The 21,103-nt window shown below is 64.5% G+C and carries 17 protein-coding genes; 3 read left to right on the top strand and 14 right to left on the bottom strand.

Features of this window, described 5'->3' with window-relative positions; translation table 11 throughout:
- Positions 1 to 54 precede the first annotated feature (54 nt).
- Genes ACQ4N9_RS17605 through wecB form a run of 4 tightly spaced genes read right to left on the bottom strand, consistent with a single transcriptional unit; the run spans position 55 to position 7,218 of the window.
- On the bottom strand, positions 55 to 894 hold the full coding sequence (locus ACQ4N9_RS17605; RefSeq protein ID WP_390970798.1) for a DUF4434 family protein: 840 nt from the start codon (positions 892 to 894) through the stop codon (positions 55 to 57).
- The gene (locus ACQ4N9_RS17600; RefSeq protein ID WP_390970796.1) at positions 894 to 3,896 is read right to left on the bottom strand and encodes a phage receptor; all 3,003 of its coding nucleotides are present in this window, start codon (positions 3,894 to 3,896) and stop codon (positions 894 to 896) included. The genes ACQ4N9_RS17605 and ACQ4N9_RS17600 overlap by 1 nt, the downstream gene beginning before the upstream one ends.
- Positions 3,893 to 6,067, bottom strand: a complete 2,175-nt coding sequence (gene nrfB, locus ACQ4N9_RS17595) for a cyclic di-3',5'-guanylate-activated glycosyltransferase NrfB (RefSeq protein WP_390970794.1) — start codon at positions 6,065 to 6,067, stop codon at positions 3,893 to 3,895. The genes ACQ4N9_RS17600 and nrfB overlap by 4 nt, the downstream gene beginning before the upstream one ends.
- On the bottom strand, positions 6,064 to 7,218 hold the full coding sequence (wecB, locus tag ACQ4N9_RS17590; RefSeq protein WP_347150897.1) for a non-hydrolyzing UDP-N-acetylglucosamine 2-epimerase: 1,155 nt from the start codon (positions 7,216 to 7,218) through the stop codon (positions 6,064 to 6,066). Before wecB ends, nrfB begins: the two co-directional genes overlap by 4 nt.
- A gap of 251 nt (positions 7,219 to 7,469) precedes the next feature.
- Between wecB and ACQ4N9_RS17585 the strand changes: the two genes are divergently transcribed.
- Together ACQ4N9_RS17585 and ilvA are read left to right on the top strand one after the other, a co-directional pair.
- Positions 7,470 to 7,907, top strand: a complete 438-nt coding sequence (locus ACQ4N9_RS17585; protein ID WP_110994504.1) for a PACE efflux transporter — start codon at positions 7,470 to 7,472, stop codon at positions 7,905 to 7,907.
- A gap of 186 nt (positions 7,908 to 8,093) precedes the next feature.
- Positions 8,094 to 9,650: a threonine ammonia-lyase, biosynthetic gene (gene ilvA, locus ACQ4N9_RS17580; RefSeq protein ID WP_390970791.1), complete on the top strand. Its 1,557-nt coding sequence runs from the start codon at positions 8,094 to 8,096 to the stop codon at positions 9,648 to 9,650.
- Positions 9,651 to 9,668: 18 nt separating this feature from the next.
- Here the strand turns inward: ilvA and ACQ4N9_RS17575 are convergent, their stop codons facing one another.
- From ACQ4N9_RS17575 to pnuC, 9 genes are all read right to left on the bottom strand, one after another.
- Positions 9,669 to 11,870, bottom strand: coding sequence for an LTA synthase family protein (locus ACQ4N9_RS17575; RefSeq protein WP_390970789.1), 2,202 nt, complete (start codon positions 11,868 to 11,870; stop codon positions 9,669 to 9,671).
- 136 nt (positions 11,871 to 12,006) lie between these two features.
- Positions 12,007 to 13,284 (bottom strand): hypothetical protein, encoded by a 1,278-nt coding sequence (locus ACQ4N9_RS17570; protein ID WP_390970787.1) that lies wholly within the window; start codon positions 13,282 to 13,284, stop codon positions 12,007 to 12,009.
- A 46-nt stretch (positions 13,285 to 13,330) separates the two neighbouring features.
- Positions 13,331 to 14,074 (bottom strand): hypothetical protein, encoded by a 744-nt coding sequence (locus ACQ4N9_RS17565; RefSeq protein ID WP_390970785.1) that lies wholly within the window; start codon positions 14,072 to 14,074, stop codon positions 13,331 to 13,333.
- A 32-nt stretch (positions 14,075 to 14,106) separates the two neighbouring features.
- A complete protein-coding gene (locus ACQ4N9_RS17560; RefSeq protein ID WP_390970783.1) occupies positions 14,107 to 14,787 on the bottom strand; it encodes a C39 family peptidase in 681 nt (226 codons plus the stop codon).
- A gap of 66 nt (positions 14,788 to 14,853) precedes the next feature.
- On the bottom strand, positions 14,854 to 16,305 hold the full coding sequence (locus tag ACQ4N9_RS17555; protein WP_390970781.1) for a heme utilization protein: 1,452 nt from the start codon (positions 16,303 to 16,305) through the stop codon (positions 14,854 to 14,856).
- Positions 16,306 to 16,353: 48 nt separating this feature from the next.
- Positions 16,354 to 16,926 (bottom strand): adhesin, encoded by a 573-nt coding sequence (locus tag ACQ4N9_RS17550; RefSeq protein WP_390970779.1) that lies wholly within the window; start codon positions 16,924 to 16,926, stop codon positions 16,354 to 16,356.
- 1 nt (position 16,927) lies between these two features.
- Entirely contained in the window at positions 16,928 to 17,365 is a 438-nt protein-coding gene (locus tag ACQ4N9_RS17545; RefSeq protein ID WP_390970833.1) for a hypothetical protein, read from the bottom strand.
- A gap of 297 nt (positions 17,366 to 17,662) precedes the next feature.
- Positions 17,663 to 18,214 carry an AAA family ATPase gene (locus ACQ4N9_RS17540; protein ID WP_390970777.1) on the bottom strand — a complete coding sequence of 184 codons (552 nt, stop codon included), beginning with the start codon at positions 18,212 to 18,214 and terminating at the stop codon, positions 17,663 to 17,665.
- Entirely contained in the window at positions 18,211 to 18,777 is a 567-nt protein-coding gene (gene pnuC / locus ACQ4N9_RS17535; protein WP_390970775.1) for a nicotinamide riboside transporter PnuC, read from the bottom strand. Before pnuC ends, ACQ4N9_RS17540 begins: the two co-directional genes overlap by 4 nt.
- Before the next feature lie 184 nt (positions 18,778 to 18,961).
- On the opposite strand from pnuC, the gene ACQ4N9_RS17530 reads away from it, so the two are divergent.
- Complete coding sequence (locus ACQ4N9_RS17530) at positions 18,962 to 20,218, top strand: DUF2599 domain-containing protein (RefSeq protein ID WP_390970773.1); 1,257 nt, start codon at positions 18,962 to 18,964, stop codon at positions 20,216 to 20,218.
- A gap of 42 nt (positions 20,219 to 20,260) precedes the next feature.
- Here ACQ4N9_RS17530 and ACQ4N9_RS17525 read toward each other — a convergent pair whose 3' ends face one another.
- The gene (locus ACQ4N9_RS17525) at positions 20,261 to 20,995 is read right to left on the bottom strand and encodes a methyl-accepting chemotaxis protein (protein ID WP_390970831.1); all 735 of its coding nucleotides are present in this window, start codon (positions 20,993 to 20,995) and stop codon (positions 20,261 to 20,263) included.
- Between the last annotated feature and the right edge of the window lie 108 nt (positions 20,996 to 21,103).

Raw genomic sequence — 21,103 nt, 5'->3', positions numbered from 1 at the left:
CCTTAACCTGTGGGAGCTGGCTTGCCAGCGATAAGGCCGTAAAGGGCGTGTGGCTCAATTCGGTGACAGCACGCCTTTTGCCCACGGCCTGTAACGCAAGGCAAACACCGCTTCGGCATGGCATCCCCCGGTCAGCATGGGCTGCGCGGGCTCGGCGCGAAACGGCTGCCCCGGCGCACTGACCTGGCGGAAGGCCTCGCGCACGATACCTACCCGACAGGGCAGGGCCTGTTCGTAGCTTTGGCGCACCAGTGACGGCAAGCGCCCGGTGCCGGCGCCATCCTGCCACCACACGCTCAGTCCAAGGCCGGCGAGCTCCTCCAGCCAGGCGCCGTTGACCCCTGGCGACAGCTGCCCGGCACTGAACGTGCTGATGTGCAGCGGCTTGTCCAGTTGCCGGTTGAATGCCTGCAGCTGAGCATGCAGCGCCGCGCGGCGCTCGGCATCGCGAAAGTGCAGGTCGTCCAGCTCCAGCGGCAGGTACCAGCCTTCCACAGGCAGCGCCCAGTCATTGCGCAGCTTCTGGTATTGGCTGAGCGAACGGCCGAGCTGGGCCTTGAAGTAGTTGTTCAGGCCCTCGTTGTCGAGCTCTTCCAGGCGCTGATAGTAGGCCGGGTCCATGTACAGGCCCAGCACCAGTTGCAGGCCCTGGGCCCGGGCTTCACGCAGGCTGTTGGCGAGCCAGCCGTCGGCGCCGCCGAAGTCGCTGTCGCCATAGGCGCTCCATTGCACGATCAGGGTCTTGCCGCCCTGGGCCACGGTGGCGTGCCATAGCTGCTGCCATTGGGCTGGCGTGACCGTGGCATCGCGGTTGAGCGGCTGGTAGAACAGGCGCTGGTCGGCCTGCGCGGGCAGGCACAGGGCAAGCAGGCAGGCCAGTAGCAGCGTACGCATCAGAAGTTCATCTCCACACCCAGCAGCACACCGTTGGCCCGCTCATAGAGGTTGCCCCCCAGCGACTGCTGGTACTCGGCACGGACCTTGAGGGAGCCTCGGTAGGCGTTGTAGCGGTCGTCGTCGAACCACCATTGCCAGCGCACGCCCACGCCCGTGCGGGCATCCTGGCGCCAGTCGTTGCTCGGGTCCTGGCTGGAAAACTCGAGGAAGCCGTAAGGCATGATGGTCTGCGGCGAGTCACCGCGCAGCTTCCAGGCATGCCCTTGCTGGAAGCGCGACAGCCAGGCGTGATCACCGGCACGGGTCCACCAGGCGGCGTCGAGGTAGAGGAAGCGCTCGTCCCAGTCGTCCTCGTCGATACGCCAGTCGTTGCGGTAGCGGCCCTGGTCGAGGAACGACGCAGTAGCACGCAGCAGCAGGTCGTTGCTTGACACGGCGTGGTGGCGCAGGTCGCCCCAGTTGCCGCCGACCTTGGCCGGGCTGAGCAGCTCGCCCAGGCTCAGGCCGTTGTAGTGGTCGCTGTCGATCTGGCGCTGGTGATAGAGCTCGGCGTACAGGTTGAGGTTGGCCTGGCCGATGGGTTTGTAGCGCAGGCCCACGCCGGTACCCATGCTCTGGGCGTAGTCGGTGCGGCTCTGGCCGCCGAACAGCACCCGGCCGTATACCGACAGGGTGCTGCCGTTGCGGCTGGGCTCCTCGCCCAGGGCGTGGTCCCACATGGCCAACTGCACGTTCTGCGACTGGGCGCGACGCGAACTGCCGCTGCGCTGGCCGTTGTCGAGGAACTTGTCGTTGGTGGAGGTGCCGGCGGGCGACCAGGTACTGGCCAGGGTGATGCTGTCGCGCCGGGACAGGGTTTCGTGGGCGCGGCGCTGGCGGTACTTGCGCGCCTCCAGGCTGCCGTACTCGTCGTCGCCGTCGACCAGGTTCTGCTCGACGTCCAGCACCCGGCGCAGTTCGCGGCGGGCCGAGGCGCTGTCCTCGGCTTCGTCGTAGCGCAGGGCCAGGGTTTCGCCCAGGCGGTAGTCCTCGGGGAAGTCGCGGGTGGCGCGTTCCAGGTAGGGGATCGCCTGGCGGCGTTGTTGTTTGTCTGCGGAACCGGCCAGGCGCATACCGTAGTCGGCACGGTAGCGCGGTTGGTCCGGGGCCAGGCGCACGGCTTCGGCCAGCCAGGCGGTGCTCTGGGCGCTGTCGCCGGCCTGCTGGGCAGTGTTGGCGGCGGCGTAGTAGTGGTCGGCGCGGGGCGCGTGGCGCAGGGCTTCGCGTTGCAACGCCAGCGCTTGCGCGGCATCGCCCTGGCGCTGGGCGATGGCAGCACCCAGTGCCCAGTCGTCGGCGCTGTGGTGCGCTGCGGCGTCCCACTGGCGGCGTGCGGCGTTGGCGTCGCCGGCATTCAGGGCGCTGCGGGCGGCGGTGAGGCGGGCGTTGTCGGTCCAGGCACTGGCCGGCAGGCTGTTCCAGATAGCCAGGGCCGCCTGGGAATCCCCCGAGGCCTCCAGGGCGTAGGCCAGGGGCAGCCGGCTGCTGGTGTCGCCCAGGCGCTCGGCAGCCTGGTAGTAGACCACTGCTTCGCCGGGCCGGTCGGGCATGGCGCAGCGGCCCAGGGCGCGGTACTGGCCGGCCTCGCTGGGGTTGGCCGGGATCGCCCGGCGCACGGCATCGCACTGGCCGTTCTCGGCCAAGCGGCCGAGCAGTTGCGCGCGCGTGGCGGCATCCACCCGTGGCACCAGGGCAAGCATGCGTTGGCTGTTCAGCGGGCCGTCGTTGCGGGCGTAGAGGTTGCCCAGGCGTTGCAGCAGTGCAGGTGTGAGGCGGCCCTGGCGGCGGTCGTAGGCCTGCTCGAGCAGTTGCCGGGCGCGCTCTACCTGGCCTTGTTCCAGCCACATGAAACTGGCTTGCTCCAGCGCGGCAAGGTCGCCGGTCTGGCGGTACCGCTGCTCCCATTGCGCAGGGGTGTGTGGTTGCGGTGGGCGGGGCGGGTCGCCATACAAGCGCTGCTTGAGGATGGCGTAAGCGCGTTCATCGTCATTGGCCTGGCATTGGCCCAGCTGCTCGCGGGCCAGTGCCGGGGCCTTGCGCGACAGCCAATCGACGGTTTCCAGGCAGGGGCGCTGCAACTGATTGCTCAGGCTGCGTACCAGTGCGGCGTCGTTGCCTGCGCGGGCCAGCTCCCACAATTGCTGGCGCTGTTCGGGCTGCTGCAATTGTTCGGCGGGCAGGCTCTGCAACCAGCGCTGGGCTTGCTGGTTATGGCCCATGGCGATGGCCCGTTCGGCCATGGCCAGGCGTGCCTGGGTGGCAGCCTGGGGTGATGGGGCGCTGGCCAGCAGCTTGGTCAGGCCCTGTTCGTCGACCTGCTGGATGTAGGCATTGGCCAGCCGCTGCCAGTCTGCCTGTGGCAGTTGGCCCTTGGCGGCCAAGGGTTGCAACTGCTCGATGGTTTCCCCCCAGTTGCGCAACTGTTCGGCGAAGGTGCCCCGGGCCAGGCGCAGCACAGCGCCGTCCTCCCGTGGCGGCAACTGGTTGAGCCAGTCCAGGGCGCGGCGTGCGCCACCGAACTTGGCCAGGCTCAGGCTGTAGGCCTGCCACAGGCGGATGCGCTGGTTGGCGTCGCTGCTGGCCAGCCAGCCCTCCACCTGGCTGGCGGGCGGCGGGTCCTGCTCGATCCAGGTCAGGCGCAGCTCCAGCAGGGCGTTGGCATGTTCGGGGTTGTCGTCGAGGTCATCGGCGATGGCCTCGGCTTCCTTGTAGCGGCGCTGGTGGGCGAGGGCCTCGGCCAGCAGGGCGCGGGCCTCGTTGTTGTTGGGCACGCGTTTGAGCACGTGGCGGGTCAGCCGCTCGACCTCGGCCCAGTTGTCCCGTTGCGCTTCACGGTAGCCACGCTCCATGAACGGGTAGCTGGTGAACCGCTGGAAGTCGCTCATGGGCGCCGTGGGTGCAGCCAGGGCAGAGGTGCACAGCAACAGGCTGGCCACACTCAGGGAAAAACGCGGCGTCATGCCACCTCCCGGGTCAGTTCATAAGCGGCCTGCTGCTCGCTGGCCTGTTCGTCGAGCGCCTGCTGTAGTACGGCCTCGGTGATGATCCCGCGTTCGATCAGGTGCTCGCCAAGGCTCTGCCGTTCGGGGTCGAAGTCGATCAGTGCCTGGTTGAACAGGGTGGTCGGGACCATGCCACGTACTTGCAGCAGGGTGCCGAGCATGACCTGGTGGGTGCAGACCTTCTCGATTAGCTCGGCATCGTCCTGGTGGCGCTCCAGCACCTTGAGCATCTGGCGGGTCTCAGGCTGCTGCCAGGGGCTCGGGTAGTGGTAGCGCAGGCCGAGCGTGACCCGGCCCTGGGGAGCCAGACGGGCACGCACCGGGCGCTTGAGTTGGCGGCTGATCACCCCCAGCGAAACCTGGCTGACCGGGCTTTCGCTGGCCAGCACCAGGGTGTCGCCGTCTTCCTCTACCGGTAACACGCCGTAGTGGGTGGCGAGCTTGCGCGGCAGCTTGTCGATCAGTTGCCGGTCGATCTTGAACGGGTTGAGGGGCGCCCACGGCAGGTCGAGCTGCTCGGCCAGGGTCTGAACCAACTGTTCGCTGGTCAGCCAGCCGCGCAACAACAGTTCGCGGCCCAGGCGCCGGCGCACCGGGCTGGTGATCGCCTGCTCCAGCTGCTGTTCGGTGATCAGGCCCTTTTCCATCAGGCGATGCCCCAGCGGCGTGCGTGCCGGGGTGGCGAGGGCAGGGAACTCATGGGTGGTCTTGTCCCAGGCCACGCGCCGTGAGTCGCCCATCTCCATGACCTGGCGCAGGGCGCGCAGGTTGGCGAAGAAATTGACGAAGTTGCTCCACATCATCCGTGGCGCCGACAGCAGCCCTTCGAAGATGCCGTAGTAGCGGGTAACGAACCAGAATCGCTGGAACAGCCGGTTGACCAGCAGCAGGCCGTTGAGCCAGAGCAGCAGGCTGAGCAGCTTGCTGTCGCTGAGGATCGACATGAAACGCCACGACTCCGGCGCGATCACCGTGACCAGCCACATGGCCAGCAGCACCAGCAGCAACAGGTTGACCAAAAAACTCAGCAGGTAGGCGAACAGGCCGCGGCGATCGCGCCAGAGGAAGTAGTTGAGCGCGCCGGTGCGGCTCCAGCCGAGGTTGCTGGTGCCCTGGAACACGATGCCGACGATCCACCGCGACTTCTGCCGAATGGCGTGCTGCCAGTCGCGGGGGAAGTGCTCGCGCACGCAGATCACCTGGGCGAACGCACGGCTCATGCCGGGGCGCCATTCCTGCTTGAGGGCCAGGGCCGGGTCGGTGATGGAGTAGCGGGCGAAGATGCATTTCATGCCCTTTTGCTTGAGCCGGAAACCGATGTCGTAGTCCTCGGTCAGCGATTGCACGTCGAAGGCGATGCCGTCGCCGTCTTCGAGCAGGGCGCTGATCGCCCGCCGGCTGAAGCAGGTGCCCACGCCGGCGCTGGGTACCTGGCCGGTGAGCGCCTCGCGCACGATCACGTCCTTGCCGTGGTTCTCGGCGAACTCGTCGACATAGTGCCCGGCGGTGAAGCCTTTCCATTCCGGGGCATAGGGGTACACCGGGATCTGGATCATGTCCTTGTTCGGCAGCAGGTAGTTGAACAGGCGCAGTTCCATGGGCGAGATGACGTCTTCGGCGTCATGCAGGATGAAGCCGGCGAACTCGATGCGCGCCTCCTGCTGGAAGCGCAGGATGGCGTCGATGATGTTGTTCAGGCAGTCGGCCTTGCTGGTGGGGCCGGGGCGGGCGCAAACCACCTTGTGCACGTTGGGGTAGTGCAGGCACACGGCATCGACGTCGGCCTGGGTTTGCGGATCGTTGGGGTAGGTGCCGACGAAGATCTGGTAGTTCTCGTAGTCGATGGTCGAAGCGGCCAGGCGGGCCATCTCGCCGACCACGCCGACTTCGTTCCAGGCCGGGACCATGATCGCCAGGGGTTTTTCCGGCACCTCGAACAGGCGTTTTTCGTCGGCCTTGTCGTGCTTGTCGTAGATGCGAAAGCGTCGGATCAGCGTGCGGCCCCAGTAGCACAGGTCGATGAACAGGTCGTCCAGGCCCAGGAGGAACATCAGCGTGGCCAGGATGATGGCAACGATCTTCAGGCCGAACAGTACGTAGGTGAGGAAGTCGACGAAGGCCAGGCTCATGCGTTGGCCCGTGCGGCTTGTTGTTCGGCGAACCAGCGGCTTAGGCGCTCGGCAATACGTTCGCTCGCATGGCCGTCACCGAACGGGGTGTAGACCCGGGCCATGCGCGCGTAGGCGTCGGGGTCGTCGAGCAGTTGGCTGGTTTCGTGGACGATGCGTTCGGTCAGGGTGCCGACCAGCTTGACCGTGCCGCCCTTGAGCACGGCGGGGCGCTCGGTGACCTTGCGCAGTACCAGCACCGGCTTGCCCAGGGCGGGGGCTTCTTCCTGCACACCGCCGGAGTCGGTGAGAATCAGGTGGGCTCGGTTCATCAGCCAGACGAAGTGCGGATAGTCCTGGGGGGCGACCAGGTGGATGTTCTCGCGGCCGGACAGCACGCTGTACACGGCATGCTGCACCTGCGGGTTGAGGTGCACCGGGTAGAGGAACTGGACGTCCGGGTAGCGCAGGGCGAGTTCGGCCAGGGCCAGGCAGATACGCTCGAAGCCGCTGCCGAAGTTTTCCCGACGATGGCCGGTGATCAGCACCATGCGCTGGTCATCGCGCAGTACGTTCAGCGGCGATTCGGCGGCCGGGCGCCAGTTTTCGCGCTGCAGTTTGTCGCGCATCCACAGCAAGGCGTCGATTACCGTGTTGCCGGTGACCTCGATGTGCTCCGGCGGCACGCCCTCACGAATCAGGTTGGCGTCGGAGTCGCGGGTGGGGGTGAAGTGCAGGTCGGCGAGCACCCCGGTCAGGCGCCGGTTGGCTTCCTCGGGCCAGGGTTGCTGCAGGTTGCCGGTGCGCAGGCCGGCCTCGACGTGGCCGATGGGGATGTGCCGGTGGAAGGCGGCCAGGGAGGCGATGAAACTGGTGGTGGTGTCGCCATGCACCAGCACGATGTCGGGCCTGGTTTGCTCATAGGCCCTGTCGAGTTTGTCCAGCAGGTCGCGGGCCAGGCCGTTGAGGGTCTGGTTCTGGGTCATCACCTTGAGGTCCTGGTCGACCCGCAGGCCGAAGGCGGTGAGCACTTGCTCGAGCATCTCGCGGTGCTGGCCGGTGGAGCAGATATGCAGGTCGACTTCGGGCCAGTTGCGCAGCACCCGGGCCAGTGGGGCCATCTTGATTGCTTCAGGGCGGGTACCGAATACCATCATGACGGTGTAGGCCATGGTCTAACTCCTCGTTCGATTCCCTGGACGAAGTTGTAGGACAAAGCGCTCCTTGCGAATGATTGATAGAAGCAGCCGGAGGCGCGGTTGTCCAATGGATGAGCGGGCGCAAGCGGCCCAGATCAATGCCATGGGTTTGCACGGCAACTTGTGGAGGTGTGCGGGCCGCCGAGGGTTCAAAATTTATTGCAGGCTTTTTCCAGGGGGCCATATTTTGTTATGTTGTAGCTCTTTGTTTTCGGGAGCGGCACATGCAAGGCAAGGCCCGCAAGATCGTCCAGGCCATCCTCTACGAGGCCATCGCCGTGGCCTGCGTGGCACCGGCGCTGGAGCTGGCGTTCGGCGCCGGCATGGCCGAATCGGCGGTGTTGTCGATGCTCATGTCGGCGATCGCCATGAGCTGGAACATGGCCTTCAACTGGGCCTTCGAGCGCTGGGAAGCGCGCCAGCCCCAGCGCAGCCGCACCTTCCTGCGCCGGCTGTTGCATGCCCTGGGTTTCGAGGGCGGGCTGGTACTGATCCTGCTGCCGCTGGTGGCGTACTGGCTGGGCATCAGCCTGTGGGCGGCGCTGGTCACCAACCTGGCGTTGTTCGCCTTCTTCTTTGTGTATGCCTTCGTCTTCCAGTGGGGGTTCGACAAGGTGTTCGATGTACCGCTATCGGCGCAGGACGCCGCGAAAGGGTGTTGACTTGCGAGAACTGCGCAGGATAAGTTCCCGACCCATGAACACATTCCCGCACCTGCGCACCGCGAGCATTATTATTACCGCCATTATCGGATTGGCGGGCTAGCGCGTACGTGCACCGAACCCGCCCTGGAGGCGGGTTTTTTCTTTCTGACTCCTGGGCAACATCAAGAAAACCAGGAGTCATCGATGACCAATCTGAGCGTCAGCCCCCGTACCACGCCCCAGCAACTGCTGTCCGAGCAGGTGCGCCGCATTCTTGGCGCGCCGGTATACGACCTGGCCATCGAGACCCCGCTGCAACCGGCTCCGGCGCTGTCGGCCGCGCTCGGCAACCCGGTACTGCTCAAGCGTGAAGACCTGCAGCCGACGTTCTCGTTCAAGATCCGCGGCGCCTACACCCGCCTGTCACGCCTGACCGACGCCCAGCGCGCGCGCGGGGTGATCACCGCGTCAGCGGGCAACCACGCCCAGGGCGTGGCCATGGCGGCCTCGCACCTGGGCATCAAGGCCACCATCGTCATGCCCACCACCACGCCTTCGCTGAAGGTCGAAGGCGTGCGCTCGCGTGGCGGCCATGTAGTGCTGCACGGCGAAAGCTTCCCCCATGCACTGGCCCATGCGCTGGCCCTGGCCGACCAGGACGGCGCCACCTTCGTGCCGCCGTTCGACGACCCGGACGTGATCGCCGGCCAAGGCACCGTGGCCATGGAGATCCTGCGCCAGCACCCTGGCCCGTTGCACGCGATCTTCGTGCCGGTGGGCGGCGGCGGGCTGATCGCCGGCATTGCCGCCTATGTGAAGTACCTGCGCCCGGAGGTGAAGGTGATCGGTGTGGAACCGGCCGACTCCAACTGCCTGCAGGCCGCCCTGGCGGCCGGTGAGCGGGTGATCCTGCCGCAGGTGGGGACCTTTGCCGACGGCGTCGCGGTGGCGCAGATCGGGGCCCACTGTTTCGAGCTGTGCCGGCACTTCGTCGACGAGGTAGTGACGGTGGGCAACGATGAGCTGTGCGCGGCGATCAAGGACATCTACGACGATACCCGCTCGATCACCGAGCCCTCCGGTGCCCTGGCGGTCGCCGGGATCAAGAAATACGTGGCCCGCGAAGGGCTGCAGGGGCAAGTGCTGGTGGCCATCGACTCGGGTGCCAACGTCAATTTCGACCGTCTGCGCCATGTGGCCGAGCGTGCCGAGCTGGGGGAGCAGCGCGAGGCGGTGATCGCCGTGACCATCCCCGAGCAGCCAGGCAGTTTCCGGGCGTTCTGCCAGGCCCTGGGCAAGCGCCAGATCACCGAGTTCAACTACCGCTATTACCCAGGCAAGGAGGCGCGGCTGTTCGTTGGCGTACAGACCCACCCGCAGCACGATCCGCGCGAGCAACTGCTGGCGAGCCTGGCCGGGCAGGGCTACCAGGTGCTCGACCTGACCGACAACGAACTGGCCAAGTTGCATGTGCGCCACACCGTTGGCGGGCATGCCGCGCCAGGGGTGAACGAGCGGGTGCTGCGCTTCGAGTTCCCCGAGCGTCCGGGGGCGTTGCTGGGCTTCCTCGAGCGCCTGGGCAAGTGCTGGAACATCAGCCTGTTCCATTACCGCAACCACGGCGCGGCCGAAGCGCGGGTGTTTGCCGCGCTGGAGGTACCGGATGACGAGTTGCTGGGGCTGCCGGCGGCGCTCGACGCGATGGGCTACCGCTACTGGGACGAGACCGACAACCCGGCATACCGCCTGTTCCTGGGGTAAGGCACAGGCGGTAGCCGCTCAGCTGGAATGGGCGATATGCCCTTCGACCCGTTCGTCCGCGGGTTCCTCTTCCCCTGGCAGGGCGGTGATGACACTGAAGTCGCTGACTTCGACTTCACCGCCGCCGTACCCCAGCAAGTGGAAGGAAAACGCCTTGCGCTGGATCGGGTTGTCGAAGTCGAACTCCAGCTCCAGCGGCTGGCCAGCGGTCACCAGCACCTCTTCGGGCAGGCCCAGTTGCACGTCCTGCTCGCTTTCCTTGGCCTTGAGGCGGATGTAGGCGTCGTGCTGCGGGTCGAGCGCGCGGACCTTGATGCGCACCTTGGTGCGCGAACCCTCGGGCATCTCCAGGTATTGCGCGCCGATCAGGTTGTCGGCCCAGTCGTCGCGGATGCGCTCATGCAGGGCGATGGGCGCCGGGCCGCCAAACTGGTAGCGCAGGTTGAGCGGGGTTTGCAGCAGTGACTGGTCGAGGGTGGTTGCCAGCAGATTGATCTGCGGCCCAAGGCTGTCCTCGCCACGGCCAAGGAACTTGGCCTGCTCGGTGATGAAACCTGCGCTGGCGTAACGCCGGCAGCGTTGCTGGAAGTCGCACTCGCTGAGGGTGCCCTGGCCATCGTGGTAACGCAGCACGCCGTTGGTGTAGGCGATCATCTCGCGGCCGCTGTCGTAGTCGCGGTACAGCGAGCGCCCGGCAAGGGCTGCGGGGATCGGCAGGGCATAGTAGTCGAGCAGCGAGGTGGCCAGGTCGATATGGCCGTAGGTGCCGCGCTTGAGCCGTGGCAGCTGTGCCTGCTCGGGGGCGAGGGTCAGGTTGAAGCCCCAGGATGACGCCAGGCGCACGCCATCGATGCCGTGGGACTCGTCCGAGGTGATCACCACCAGGGTGTCCTTGAGCACACCTTGGCGTTCCAGGTTGTCGAGGAAGCTGCCCAGGGCATCGTCGAGGTAGGCAACTGCGGCCTGCTTGGCGGTGTCGTAGCGTTGCAGGTAGTCCTCCGGCGCCGAATAAGGCTGGTGCGTGCCGACGGTGAGCAGGGTGAGCATCCAGGGTTGGCGTTGCTTGCGCAGTTCGCCGACATAACCCAGGGCCCCTTCGAAGAAGGCGCGGTCGTCCTTGCCCCAGGGGAATTCCAGGTAGTTGTCGTTCTTGAACCATTCCAGGCCGTGCACCGCGTCGAAGCCGATGTGCGGCATGATCCGGTCCTTGGCCATGAACCGCAGCCCGGCGCCCTGCAGGTAGTGGGTGGAGAAGCCGGCCTGACGCAGTTGGGCCGGCAGGCAGGCCTGGTTGCGCAGGTCCTGGGTCAGCAGCTCGACGCCCTTGGGCGTGCCGTTGGCCAGTTTGTCGTAGTCGCCGCAGAGCATGGCGTACAGGCCGCGAATGGTCTGATGGGTGTGCAGCACGTAGTCCGGCGTGTTCATGCCGCGCTCGGCCCAGCGGCTGAGGTTGGGCATCAGGTCTTGGTCGAAGTGGCTGCCGATGGCCTCACGGTTGGCGCGGATGTAGGCGCCGGGGATGCCTTCCAGGGTGATGACCAGCAGGTTGCGGGCGCTACCAGGGCCGGCCAGCAGCCTCTGGCCGTTGAGGTCGGCCTGGGTCAGCCCGGCGCTGGGCAGTGGGGTCACCGGGGTTTCGCCCATGGCCAGTACCCGTGCGCGATGCTGCAGGTTGCCAGTGGCGGCCGACAGCAACTGGTGCGGCAGGTTGTACTGGCGCCACTGATCGGCGTCAGAGGGGAACAGCTGCTCGCTGCCCCAATGGCTTGCCAGCAGCACCACCGGTAGCGCCCAGGCTGTACGTGGCAGTGACGTGCTGCGCTGGCCACGGCTGTACCAGCTGCTGGCCAACAGCACCAGCAAGGCACTGGCCAGCAGCCAGGGTAGCCAGGGGTGGGCGAGGGCGCCGCCGGTGGAGTTCTCCATGAACTGCGGGTCGAACAGGTAGTGCAGGTCGGTCTGGTTGGGCAAGCGGCCGACGGCGCTGACCAGCTCGGCCGAAGCGATCAGCAGGGCGCCCCAGGCCAGCAGTACGGGCAGGGCCAGCCAGGTCGGCCAGCGTCGCAGCAGCATCACCAGCAGGCTGCCGATGGCCAGGTCCGAGAGGTAGCCCAAAGGGTCGGACCAGCCCAGCAGGGCACGGACCGCCAGGGGGATGACCAGCACCAGTGTCACCAGGGCAAACAGCCGGGCGCGGGGGTGGCCGAGCAGGTTTCTCACGTAAGCGTTCCTCTTGCCATGAAACCGTCACACAAATGTGCGTGATGATATCAGGCCGGAGGTAGGAAGGTGCCGTAGGACAAGGCTGGTTACCAAAACGCGGGCTCGCCCTGCGAGCCCTGTTGAATGGGTGGCCTCAGAAGTAGTAGGGGAATTTAAGGCTGAAGGAAAAGTCAGGTGCGTCGTCGGTCAGGCCAATGGCCAGGTTCGGTACGATGGTCAGGTTGTCGGTGGCGGCGAAGGTCAGGCCGACGTTGAAGTTGGCTGCGTTGTAGTCACTGTTGGTGATCGACTGCCAGTCGCCACCGTCCGGCCTGATCTTGCTCTTGCGGGCAAACTGGTCGGTCACGGAGAAGGACATACTCATTCGTTCATTCAATGCGAAGGCGATACCGCCGCCGATCTGCCAGGAGTCGCCAAGTTTCACGTCCCCCTTGACCTTGCTGTTGACCGCCGGGCTGATGTCGCTGAACGAGTCCTGCATGTTGTAGGTATAGGACAGGCTGCCGAAAAGTACGGCGGGGTCGAAGGTCTTGACCAGCGAGATGCCTGGTGTGATCGCCCACACGCCATTGCCGGTCGGGAGGTCCTCAGGGATTGCCAGGTTGTCGTTGCCCGGGTCCTGGATGAGCTTGATGCCATAGGGGTCTTTGCCGGTCGGTGCTTTGATGCGCAGCGTGGCCACCGCATCGGGCCAGTTTTCCGACTCGTCGATGAATTTGTAGGCCACGCCCACGTTGACGTCGCCAATGGCCGGATCGCGGGTGACCGTGCCTTCCGACGTTGCGTTGGCATTGTTGTTCACGCCCCCGGAGGAGTATGTCGATTCGCGGTACACGATGGGTACGTTAACATCGAACTGCCAGCGCTGGGCCAGGTTGTAGCGGGCCGTCAGGTCAAGGGTCCAGTTGTCGGCCTTGATGCGGTCGATGTTGATGTTGCCAAGGAAAATCGAGTCCAGCGCCAGGAAACCGTTGAGGGTCAGCGCGCGGGTATCGTAGTGGGTGTAGGTCAGGCCGGTTTCGACGCTGAACTTGCCGCCGCCAAAGAAGCCACTGGCCTCGTCGTACAGGTTGGAGACGCTTTGCGCGGGCTGGGAGTCGTCCTGCAGCGACTGGCCGTAGGAGCTCCCGGTCGTACCTGGAGCGCCAGTGGCCACGGTTTTAGCGCCCTTGACCCCCTCGGCGGGCGACTTGACCAGGCGTTTGGGGGCAGGTGCCGGCGGGGCTTCCTCGACTTGCCGCAGGCGTTGTTCCAGCACCATCAGGGCATTTTGTTGCGCTTCATAGCGTTGCTTCAGTTGGACCAGCTCCTGTTTCAGTGCTTCGACTTGTGGATCCGATGCTGCCAGCAAGGTGGCAGGGGCCAAGGTACTCAAACAGACGATAGTTCTGAACGTCAACAAACGATGCATGGATTAGCCGTCCCTTCTGACTGCAAACGATGAGACTCAGCGTAGATCAGTATCCAAGATTGCGAAGGCCTTTGAGTTGGTCCAGGTTGGCGTTCATCGGCCCGGCCGTGGCGTTGTCGCGCAGCACCACATTGAGCGAGGTGATATTGCGCACCTGGTTGCTGGAGCCGAGCAGGGTGGTGCTCTGCATCAGCCCCCCCTGGCCCAGGCGCTGCAGGGTATTGCCCTGGTTGTTGCCGGCGATGATGTTCATCTGCACGCCGTTGCCGGCCGCAGCAACACTCAGCGAGCCTGCACCGTTGGCCCCGGTCAGCGGTGAGCCCGCAGTCAGCGCCTGGCCTTGCGGTTGGTTGGCCTGTGGCTGGTTGCCCCTGGCAACGGTGATCTGGACATCGTTGTAGGCGCTGTTGTAGTCACCTGCCGCGCGTACCACCTGGGTGACCCCCTGGGTGGAATTGAGGCCAGCACCCCCGCTGACGGTACCGGTACCGGTGTTTTGGGCGTGCGACGAGCCAGTGCCCTTTTCATTGATGATCGACACATAGAACTGTGGCTTGATGGTCGATTGTTGAATCTGCATCGAGGAGGTGGCGCCGATCACTTCACCGTTGGCGTTCTGCCAGGTGCTGGACATGACGATGCCGAAACTGACGATCCGCCCAGGCATCACGTAACGCCCGCGTAGATTCGCCAGCTCCTGGTCCTTGAGCTCGATGGGTTTGAACGTTTCTGCCTGGGTTGGCAAGCTGGCGGCCAGGCAGGCCGCAATCAGCCAGATCGGAGTCTTCATGGGAGGTTCCCCTGGGCGTCATGCCCGATTGGTTAGAAGAAGTCGCTTCTGATGAAACCAAAATCCAGCAACTCCGCGTCCTTTACCGGGGTGAATTGGTTGAGGCGGTTCTTGGCACTGAGCGGAAGGGGTGGCGCGAGCAGCGCATTGCCCTTGTCGTAGCCTTGGCCGATGACGGCGAAGATGATGCCGTTCCAGCCCTTGACGAAATCGTCGATCTTGAAGCGTTTGTGGCCCAGTACCGGGTCACCGATGTAGACCCAGCCCTTGTCGACCCGCTGCATGACCACGAAATGCTTGTAGCCACGGATATCCATCAGCACCACTACCGGGATGCGGATGTCATGCAGGGACTCGGGTGCTACCCGGTAGCCACGGGCACGCATGCCCAGGCTTTCCACGTAGCGCTTCATGTCGAGCATCGAGAAACCCTGGGTGCGGACCAAGTCCTGGTCGGCATTGGCCAGCATGCCCTCGATCACATGTTGTTCATCCACGTCCAGCCAGTAGGCTTGGCGCAGGATGGTTGCCAGCGATGCGGCGCCGCAACTGAAGTCGGTTTTCTGCTGCACAAGGTCGGCGAACTTGCGTTCGCGGATGCTCTGGATCGGTTTGTAGATGACCGCGCCACCCGGCAGGACGGACAACGGCATCTGGGCGGCTTCGATCACACTGGCCAGGCACAGCAGTAACGCCAAGGCAAAAATTCGCATGTTCGATGCCCCCATCGGTCCAGTTCGAAGGAAGGCCCCCCGAAGGGGGCCTCCTGGCTACAGCGATCAGAACGAGGTGTTGGAGATGGCCAGCGAGTTGCTTTGCTGGTTGCCCACACCGGCGGCCACGTTGACGCCCAGGTTGCCGCTGCCACCGTTCAACGAACCACTCATGATGGCGTTGTTGGTTACAGGGTTGGCCCAGCCGGTCGGGGTCAGCACTTGGAAGGACACAGTGTTGCTCAGCGAGTACTCGCTAGCTTCGCTCCAGCTCTTCGAGATGCTGTCCGACGATTGCGAAGCTTTTTCGCCGGATTTCTCGTAGGCCGAAGCGTTGGCTTTTTCCCATGCCGATTCGTGTGCCTTCTCGTACGAGTTGTTGCGAGACTTGTCATACGACGAGTCATGGTTACGGTCATACGAAGAGTCATACGCCTTCTCGAACGACGAGTTGCGAGTCTTGTCGAACGCCGAGTCGCTGGACGAGTTGTGCGACTTGTCGATCGATGCGTCGAGCGAGGCGGTCAGCGAAGCATCGAACTCACCACTGCTGGAGCGGGTGTGGTTGCCGAAGGTTTGCGACTGCGAGGCACTGCCCGCAGCGCTGGCATCCAGCGAAGCAGTCACCGAAGCGCTCGAGGTCGAGTTGTGGTTGCTGCTGGCGGTGCCGTTGACATTCGAGCTGTGGGAGCCGCTGGCATTCATGCTGTTGGAGCCGCTGGAGCTGCTGCTGTTGGAGCCACTGGCAGTCATGCTGCTCGAACCGCTGGAGCTGCTGCTGTTGGAGCCGCTGGCGCTGCTGCTTTGCGAGCCAGACGCGCTATAGCTGGAGCTGGAGCTCTTGTCGATGCTGGCATCGAACGAACCGCTGCTAGAGGACGAACCACTCTTGGTGGTGGTGAGCGTTATCGTATCGAGGCGGTAGGTGCGATCGGCTCTGTTTTCGACGGTCAGGCCAGGTCCACTCTGGTTGGCCGAAGCAGTGGCGGTGGAATTGCCGACGGGCGCACTGTTGTTGGCAATGGCCATGGTGTTTTTCTGCTGGTTCAGGTCGCCGCCTGCGACGTTGATACCCACGTTGCCGCTGGTGTTGTCGGCCGAGCCGCTCATGACTGCGGAGTTTTGGGTAGACCAGTTGTACACGCGGTTGCCGTTGCTGTACTGGTCGACCTTGGCGGTGGCGGTTGCGGTGCCGAACACGAAGTCGTTGTCGGACGCGGTGTTGGCGATGGCCGCTGCGTTGTCCTGCTGGTTGCCATTACCGGCCGCCACGTTGATGCCGACGTTACCGCTGGCGCCACTGGCAGAGCTGCTCATCTCGGCATTGTTGATGGTGCCTTCGTTGATGACCTTGTTATCGGTGCTTCTTTGCACATCGGTCGCTTTGGCCGTGGCGCTGGTGTAGACCGTTTTGTTGTGGCTGTGGCCACGCCGGTCGTTCTGATCCGCTTGTGCAGCAACAGCCATGACCGCAGCAATTGCGAAAACCAGAGGCTTGATTGCCATCGAGGGTTTCATGGTGTTTCTCCGTCTTTTTAGGTTAAGTGTTGTGCTTACCTTTTTGGGTCATTCCGCGACCCGGACGCTTAGGGTGTTGGCCATGCGGTTTCCCACCCCGGCGCTCTGATTCAACTGAATCACCCCACGGCTACCGGTGAATGCCTGGTCGCTGGTGTTGACCTGGCGATAGCCGGGTGCGGAGTCAGTTGCATCGGAGGTGTTGCGCAGCGCCACGTTCTGTTGCAACAGGACGCTGTCATCGAGACTTTGCGGTTGGGCACTGATGCTGATGCGCAGTGCGTTGGCTTGCTGGGTACTGGCGCCGGCGCTCTGGTTCACGCCCAGTACGCCGCTGCCACGGCTGAAAGCATCGCCCTGGATACTGGCGCGGCTGTCCCTGGCAGGGTCGACCGTGGTCTGCAGGCGCTGGCGGATCTGCGTCGTTGCATTGGCCGAGTGGCCGTTGGCCAGGGCGCGGGCGTTGGTTTGTTGCTGGAAGTCGCCGGCCGCCTGGTTGACCGCCATGTTGCCCAGGTACTGGCTGGCGGAACTGTCGATGATGGCGGTGTCGACTACTGGGGATTGGGCGAATGCCGGTGCACTGCAAAGGGTGGCCAGGATCAGCAGCGAATGCCTCATGTCATTGGCCTCGGGTTAGGGCTTGCAGGGGCGCAAGGCCGCGCTGCACGCTGGAGTTGACCATGTTGCCGATGCCGCTGCCGGAGCCGCTGCCACGTCCGGCGGCGAGGTTGGGCAACTGGCTCTGGGTACTGATGTTGCCGCCAATGTTGTTGGTCTGCTGGTTGACCAGGGATGAGATGCCCGCGCCACTGCTGATACTGGCGAAGTCACCATCACTGAGCTCATGGGTCTGCCGGATGATCTGTGCTGACGGGTTGGCATTGGCCGTGGTCGGGGACGGGTCTGGCATCACCGGGAGGCGCGTTGCGTTGCGCACCTGCACATCACGGGTGATGACGATGATGCCGTTATCGGCTTGGGCCACGAGGCTCAGGCTTGCCCCCAGGGTGAAACCGACCAGCAGCAGGCAAGACACGCCTCTGTCGAATTTCCTCACGATGGCTACTCCCTCAATCGGGCGCTGGTCGTTCAGCGTTGCGAGTACAGAGAGCAGAAGCTGTGCCGCTTTTTGTTTTTTGTTGAGAATCAAAGGCTTGTTCGAGCTAACTCGAAACGCACCGCGAATACTGTGTCAGCGCTGAAACAGCGCCCAGTGCACAGGGGCCGCAGGCCGCCTAGTACGGGGGATGTGAAGAGATTGTCGGGCAGTGTCTCAGTGCTGACACACTTCCCTCAATTCTGGGCTGCGGCCCCCATTTGCGGGGGCTGCGGGGTGGTGGGGTGTATCAGTGCATTAACATTCGGTGGCGCAGGCTGGCACCTGGCCATCGAGCAGTCGCGCCACTGCAGCGAGGGCGGCGGCACTGCGCTGGGGCCAATCGCCCTCGATCACTTGATGGGGCCGTTGCTGTGCCTGCAGCCACTCCAGGCTGTCGGCAAAGAACTGCTGGCGCTGGGCAAGCTCAGGCTGGCAGCGCATGCCATCGCCCACCCAGGCCACACCCTCGGGCCTTAACAGCAGGTGCAGGTCATAGTGGCGTGCGTTCAGCGCCTGCTCTATCCAGGGCGGGCAATCGGCGAACAGCGCGCGGCTCCAGAGGATGTTGCTGAGCAGGTGGGTGTCGAGAATCAGCAGGGCCGGCGCCAGCTGGCGCGCCTGATCCTCCCACAGCAACTGGCCGCGGGCGATGGCGGGGATGTCGGCATAGCAGGTGTCGCGCTGCTCCTGCTCGATGAAATGACGCACGTACTCACCCACCAGCACGCCACCGAAGTGCGCCTGGATCTCACCGCCGAGCCAGCTCTTGCCGCTGGATTCCGGGCCACACAGCACCAGCGTCTTCATGCGGCCGCCAGTGCCGGGTCGCGGCGCCACTCAAGCCAGCCACGCACGGCGATCAGGGTGAACAGGGCGTACAGTGCGGCGGTGAGGTACAGGCCCTGGTGCAGGAACAGGCCGACGAAGATCACGTCCAGCACTACCCACAGCGCCCAGCACTGCAGGCGCTTTTGCGCCATCCACAGCTGCGCCACCAGGCTGAAGCCGGTCAGCGCTGCATCGAGCCAGGGTTGCTCGCCATCGGTGTAGTGGGTCATGGCCGCGCCCAGCACCAGGCTGGCTGCCAGGCCAGTGGCAAGCCCCTTGAGCATCGGCGCCATGGCCAGGCGGGTGACCTGGCGGGCGTCCTCGACCCGGTCCGGGCGGATCCACTGCCACCAGCCGTATAACTGCAACACCGCGTACACCAGCTGTAGAAGCATGTTCGAATACAGCTTCATCCCGTAGAAGATCCAGCTGTACAGCACTACCATCACCAGCCCGATCGGCCAGCACCAGGGGTTCTGCTTGACGGTGAGCCAGACGGCGATGACGCCGAGCGCGGCGGCGAAGAGTTCGAGGCCGGACATCGGCGATCCTTGACGGGAATTGAAGTCGGCGATTGTAACCTGCAATAGGGGGGCAATTGGGAACGACGCACCGACCTGTCATTTTTGCCAGTTTTCTGCACAGGTGTCGCACGCCAAGATGAAGTCACGCACCGGGCCAAGGTTGTGCCAGGCCCGCCGGCTGACTTTCCTTGGAGCGATGATCATGCGTAGGCGTCCCATACTCGTTTTGACAACCCTTGTGCTCGCAGCCTGTGATTCGGCACATCAAGCGGCATTGGCTGCCACATGCGAACAGACGGCAGAAAATCTGCGACAACGATATGCCCAGACTCCAGCCAATTGCGGCAGTGACTCGGCGCCAGGCTTTCTCTGTTCGGGCGTGGTGCTCAGAGGTACGGAGCCCGCCTCCAGGGATGGTCTCTTCAACACTTGGGACGCCGACGCACCCGCTCGCTTGAACGATGCGGTGTCATACGCATTCCTGCGCAGTGACGCCAACTTCAAGCGTTTGACCAAGGACCATCAGAGCGGCTACACCCTGTACCCCATCATGGAGCTCCAGGCACCTAAACATCGGTACGAAGTGCTGTGCGCATTCCCGGTCGACGGCGGCACGGCTGAGCGCAGCGAAGCGGGCTGCGGAACCTTCGCCCAGGCGGCGGACCCCTCGATTGGCCGTTCGTGCCATACACAAGGCATCCTGGATGGGCTTGCCTGGGTTACCCACTATGAACAAAGCACCCAGGGCGATAATCGCAACGCCTGTGGCTTTGCCGTGAATGACGCCCTCAACCAGCAGGCGGTCAGCAACTTCAACGCCACGCTCCAGGCCATGAGAAACAAGCGCAGCCTGTTTTTCCGTGAGAACGAGCTGCGTATCAAGGATTGGAGTGCCTCGACACCTGTGGCGCAGCTGCCCATCGAGTCCTTCTTCCACATTGCGGGCAATGAGCGAGGCCTGGCCAACGCCAGGCTCGAGCAACATCGCTACTTCAGGCAGAGCAATATCTGGGTGCCGATCATCGCCGTGACGCTGCCGCAGTCTCGCAGTGCCAAGGCCCAATTCGTTTGCCAGAGCAGCGACCAGGCCATCGCCGAGGGTACGTCGGCCCCGATCAACGAGTACGTTCAGTTCGGTGAGTGGATCAGGCGTGAGGATGTCGGCAGTGAAGGCGTGGAGTGGTCCCTGTCGCTCGAACCGACGCCGTTGGGGCGGCAGCAGAGCACGCCGCAAGGGTACGCCAGGATGTATGCCGAAATTCGCCGCAAATATGGCAATGATTACCAGTGGCTGCAGAATGATGGCGGCGGCATGTACCGCCAACTGGTCTGTCACTTGAACATCGCCAGAGACAAGGACCGCTACAACCTCGAACCGTTCAGGCACGATCTGAGCCAAGACGACTCCGATAATGCTGGCTGCAATCCGGTACGGATCCTGGGGCAGGGCAAAGGCTAGGGTGGGCGGGAGGGCCTCCGGGAAGAGGAGGCCCTGGCAGGTTCAGACCCTGAACTGGCGCAGCAGTTGTTCCAGGTCGCTGCTCAGGCGTGCCAGTGCGACGCCGGAATCGCTGGACTGACGTGCCGCCTCGGCGGTCTGCTGGGACAGCCCGGCGGTTTCGGTGACGTTGCGGTTGATCTCTTCCACCACATGGGACTGCTGCAGGGTGGCGCTGGCGATCGAGGCATTGAGTGCGCCCAGGTTGTTCAGGGCATGGCTGATGGCATCCAGGCTGGTGCCGGCTTCGCGGGCCTGCTCGACGGTCTGGCGCGAGGCCTCGCTGCTGGTGTCGATGGCCTTGACCGCGGCCTCGGACTGCCCCTGCAGGTGCTCGATCATGGTCTGTATCTCGGCGGTCGACTGGGCGGTGCGCTGGGCCAGCAGGCGCACCTCGTCGGCGACCACGGCGAAACCACGGCCCTGCTCGCCGGCACGGGCGGCCTCGATGGCGGCGTTGAGGGCGAGCAGGTTGGTCTGTTCGGCGATGGCGCGGATCACTTCCAGCACGCCGCCGATCTTCGTGCTATGGCTGGCCAGCTCGCGGATCACCTGGACCGCCTGCTCGATGGTCGCCGAGAGCCGGTCGATCTGCTGCAGGCTGCCATGGATCGCCTGCTGGCCATGGCCAACCTGCTGCTGCGCGTCGCGCATCTCGCTGGCGGCCTGTTCGGCGTGCTTGGCCACGTCGTGCACGGCGTAGCTGACTTCGTTGATCGCCGTGGCCACCTGGTCCATCTGCAGCGACTGCTGGGTGCTGCGCGCCTGGGCGGCACCGGCGTTGTCGCCGACATGCCCCGCCGACTCAGCGAGGGCGTGGGCGGCGCCCTGCAGCTGGCCGACCAC

This window comes from Pseudomonas sp. ES1 (genome assembly GCF_050586605.1).
Classification (GTDB): Bacteria; Pseudomonadota; Gammaproteobacteria; order Pseudomonadales; family Pseudomonadaceae; genus Aquipseudomonas; species Aquipseudomonas sichuanensis.
Note: the sequence above shows the minus strand (reverse complement) of the source record. Positions and strands in the feature narration are given on the sequence as shown.

Excerpts from the sequence above, each read along its gene's own strand:
- pnuC (WP_390970775.1), bottom strand. The coding sequence starts at position 18,777 with ATGTCCGGCCTCGAACTCTTCGCCGCCGCGCTCGGCGTCATCGCCGTC.
- ACQ4N9_RS17530 (WP_390970773.1), top strand. The coding sequence starts at position 18,962 with ATGCGTAGGCGTCCCATACTCGTTTTGACAACCCTTGTGCTCGCAGCC.
- ACQ4N9_RS17555 (WP_390970781.1), bottom strand. The coding sequence starts at position 16,305 with ATGAAACCCTCGATGGCAATCAAGCCTCTGGTTTTCGCAATTGCTGCG.
- ACQ4N9_RS17570 (WP_390970787.1), bottom strand. The coding sequence starts at position 13,284 with ATGCATCGTTTGTTGACGTTCAGAACTATCGTCTGTTTGAGTACCTTG.
- ACQ4N9_RS17565 (WP_390970785.1), bottom strand. The coding sequence starts at position 14,074 with ATGAAGACTCCGATCTGGCTGATTGCGGCCTGCCTGGCCGCCAGCTTG.
- wecB (WP_347150897.1), bottom strand. The coding sequence starts at position 7,218 with ATGGCCTACACCGTCATGATGGTATTCGGTACCCGCCCTGAAGCAATC.
- ilvA (WP_390970791.1), top strand. The coding sequence starts at position 8,094 with ATGACCAATCTGAGCGTCAGCCCCCGTACCACGCCCCAGCAACTGCTG.
- ACQ4N9_RS17525 (WP_390970831.1), bottom strand. The coding sequence starts at position 20,995 with ATGGACCAGGTGGCCACGGCGATCAACGAAGTCAGCTACGCCGTGCAC.
- ACQ4N9_RS17560 (WP_390970783.1), bottom strand. The coding sequence starts at position 14,787 with ATGCGAATTTTTGCCTTGGCGTTACTGCTGTGCCTGGCCAGTGTGATC.
- ACQ4N9_RS17540 (WP_390970777.1), bottom strand. The coding sequence starts at position 18,214 with ATGAAGACGCTGGTGCTGTGTGGCCCGGAATCCAGCGGCAAGAGCTGG.
- ACQ4N9_RS17585 (WP_110994504.1), top strand. The coding sequence starts at position 7,470 with ATGCAAGGCAAGGCCCGCAAGATCGTCCAGGCCATCCTCTACGAGGCC.
- ACQ4N9_RS17605 (WP_390970798.1), bottom strand. The coding sequence starts at position 894 with ATGCGTACGCTGCTACTGGCCTGCCTGCTTGCCCTGTGCCTGCCCGCG.
- nrfB (WP_390970794.1), bottom strand. The coding sequence starts at position 6,067 with ATGAGCCTGGCCTTCGTCGACTTCCTCACCTACGTACTGTTCGGCCTG.
- ACQ4N9_RS17600 (WP_390970796.1), bottom strand. The coding sequence starts at position 3,896 with ATGACGCCGCGTTTTTCCCTGAGTGTGGCCAGCCTGTTGCTGTGCACC.
- ACQ4N9_RS17550 (WP_390970779.1), bottom strand. The coding sequence starts at position 16,926 with ATGAGGCATTCGCTGCTGATCCTGGCCACCCTTTGCAGTGCACCGGCA.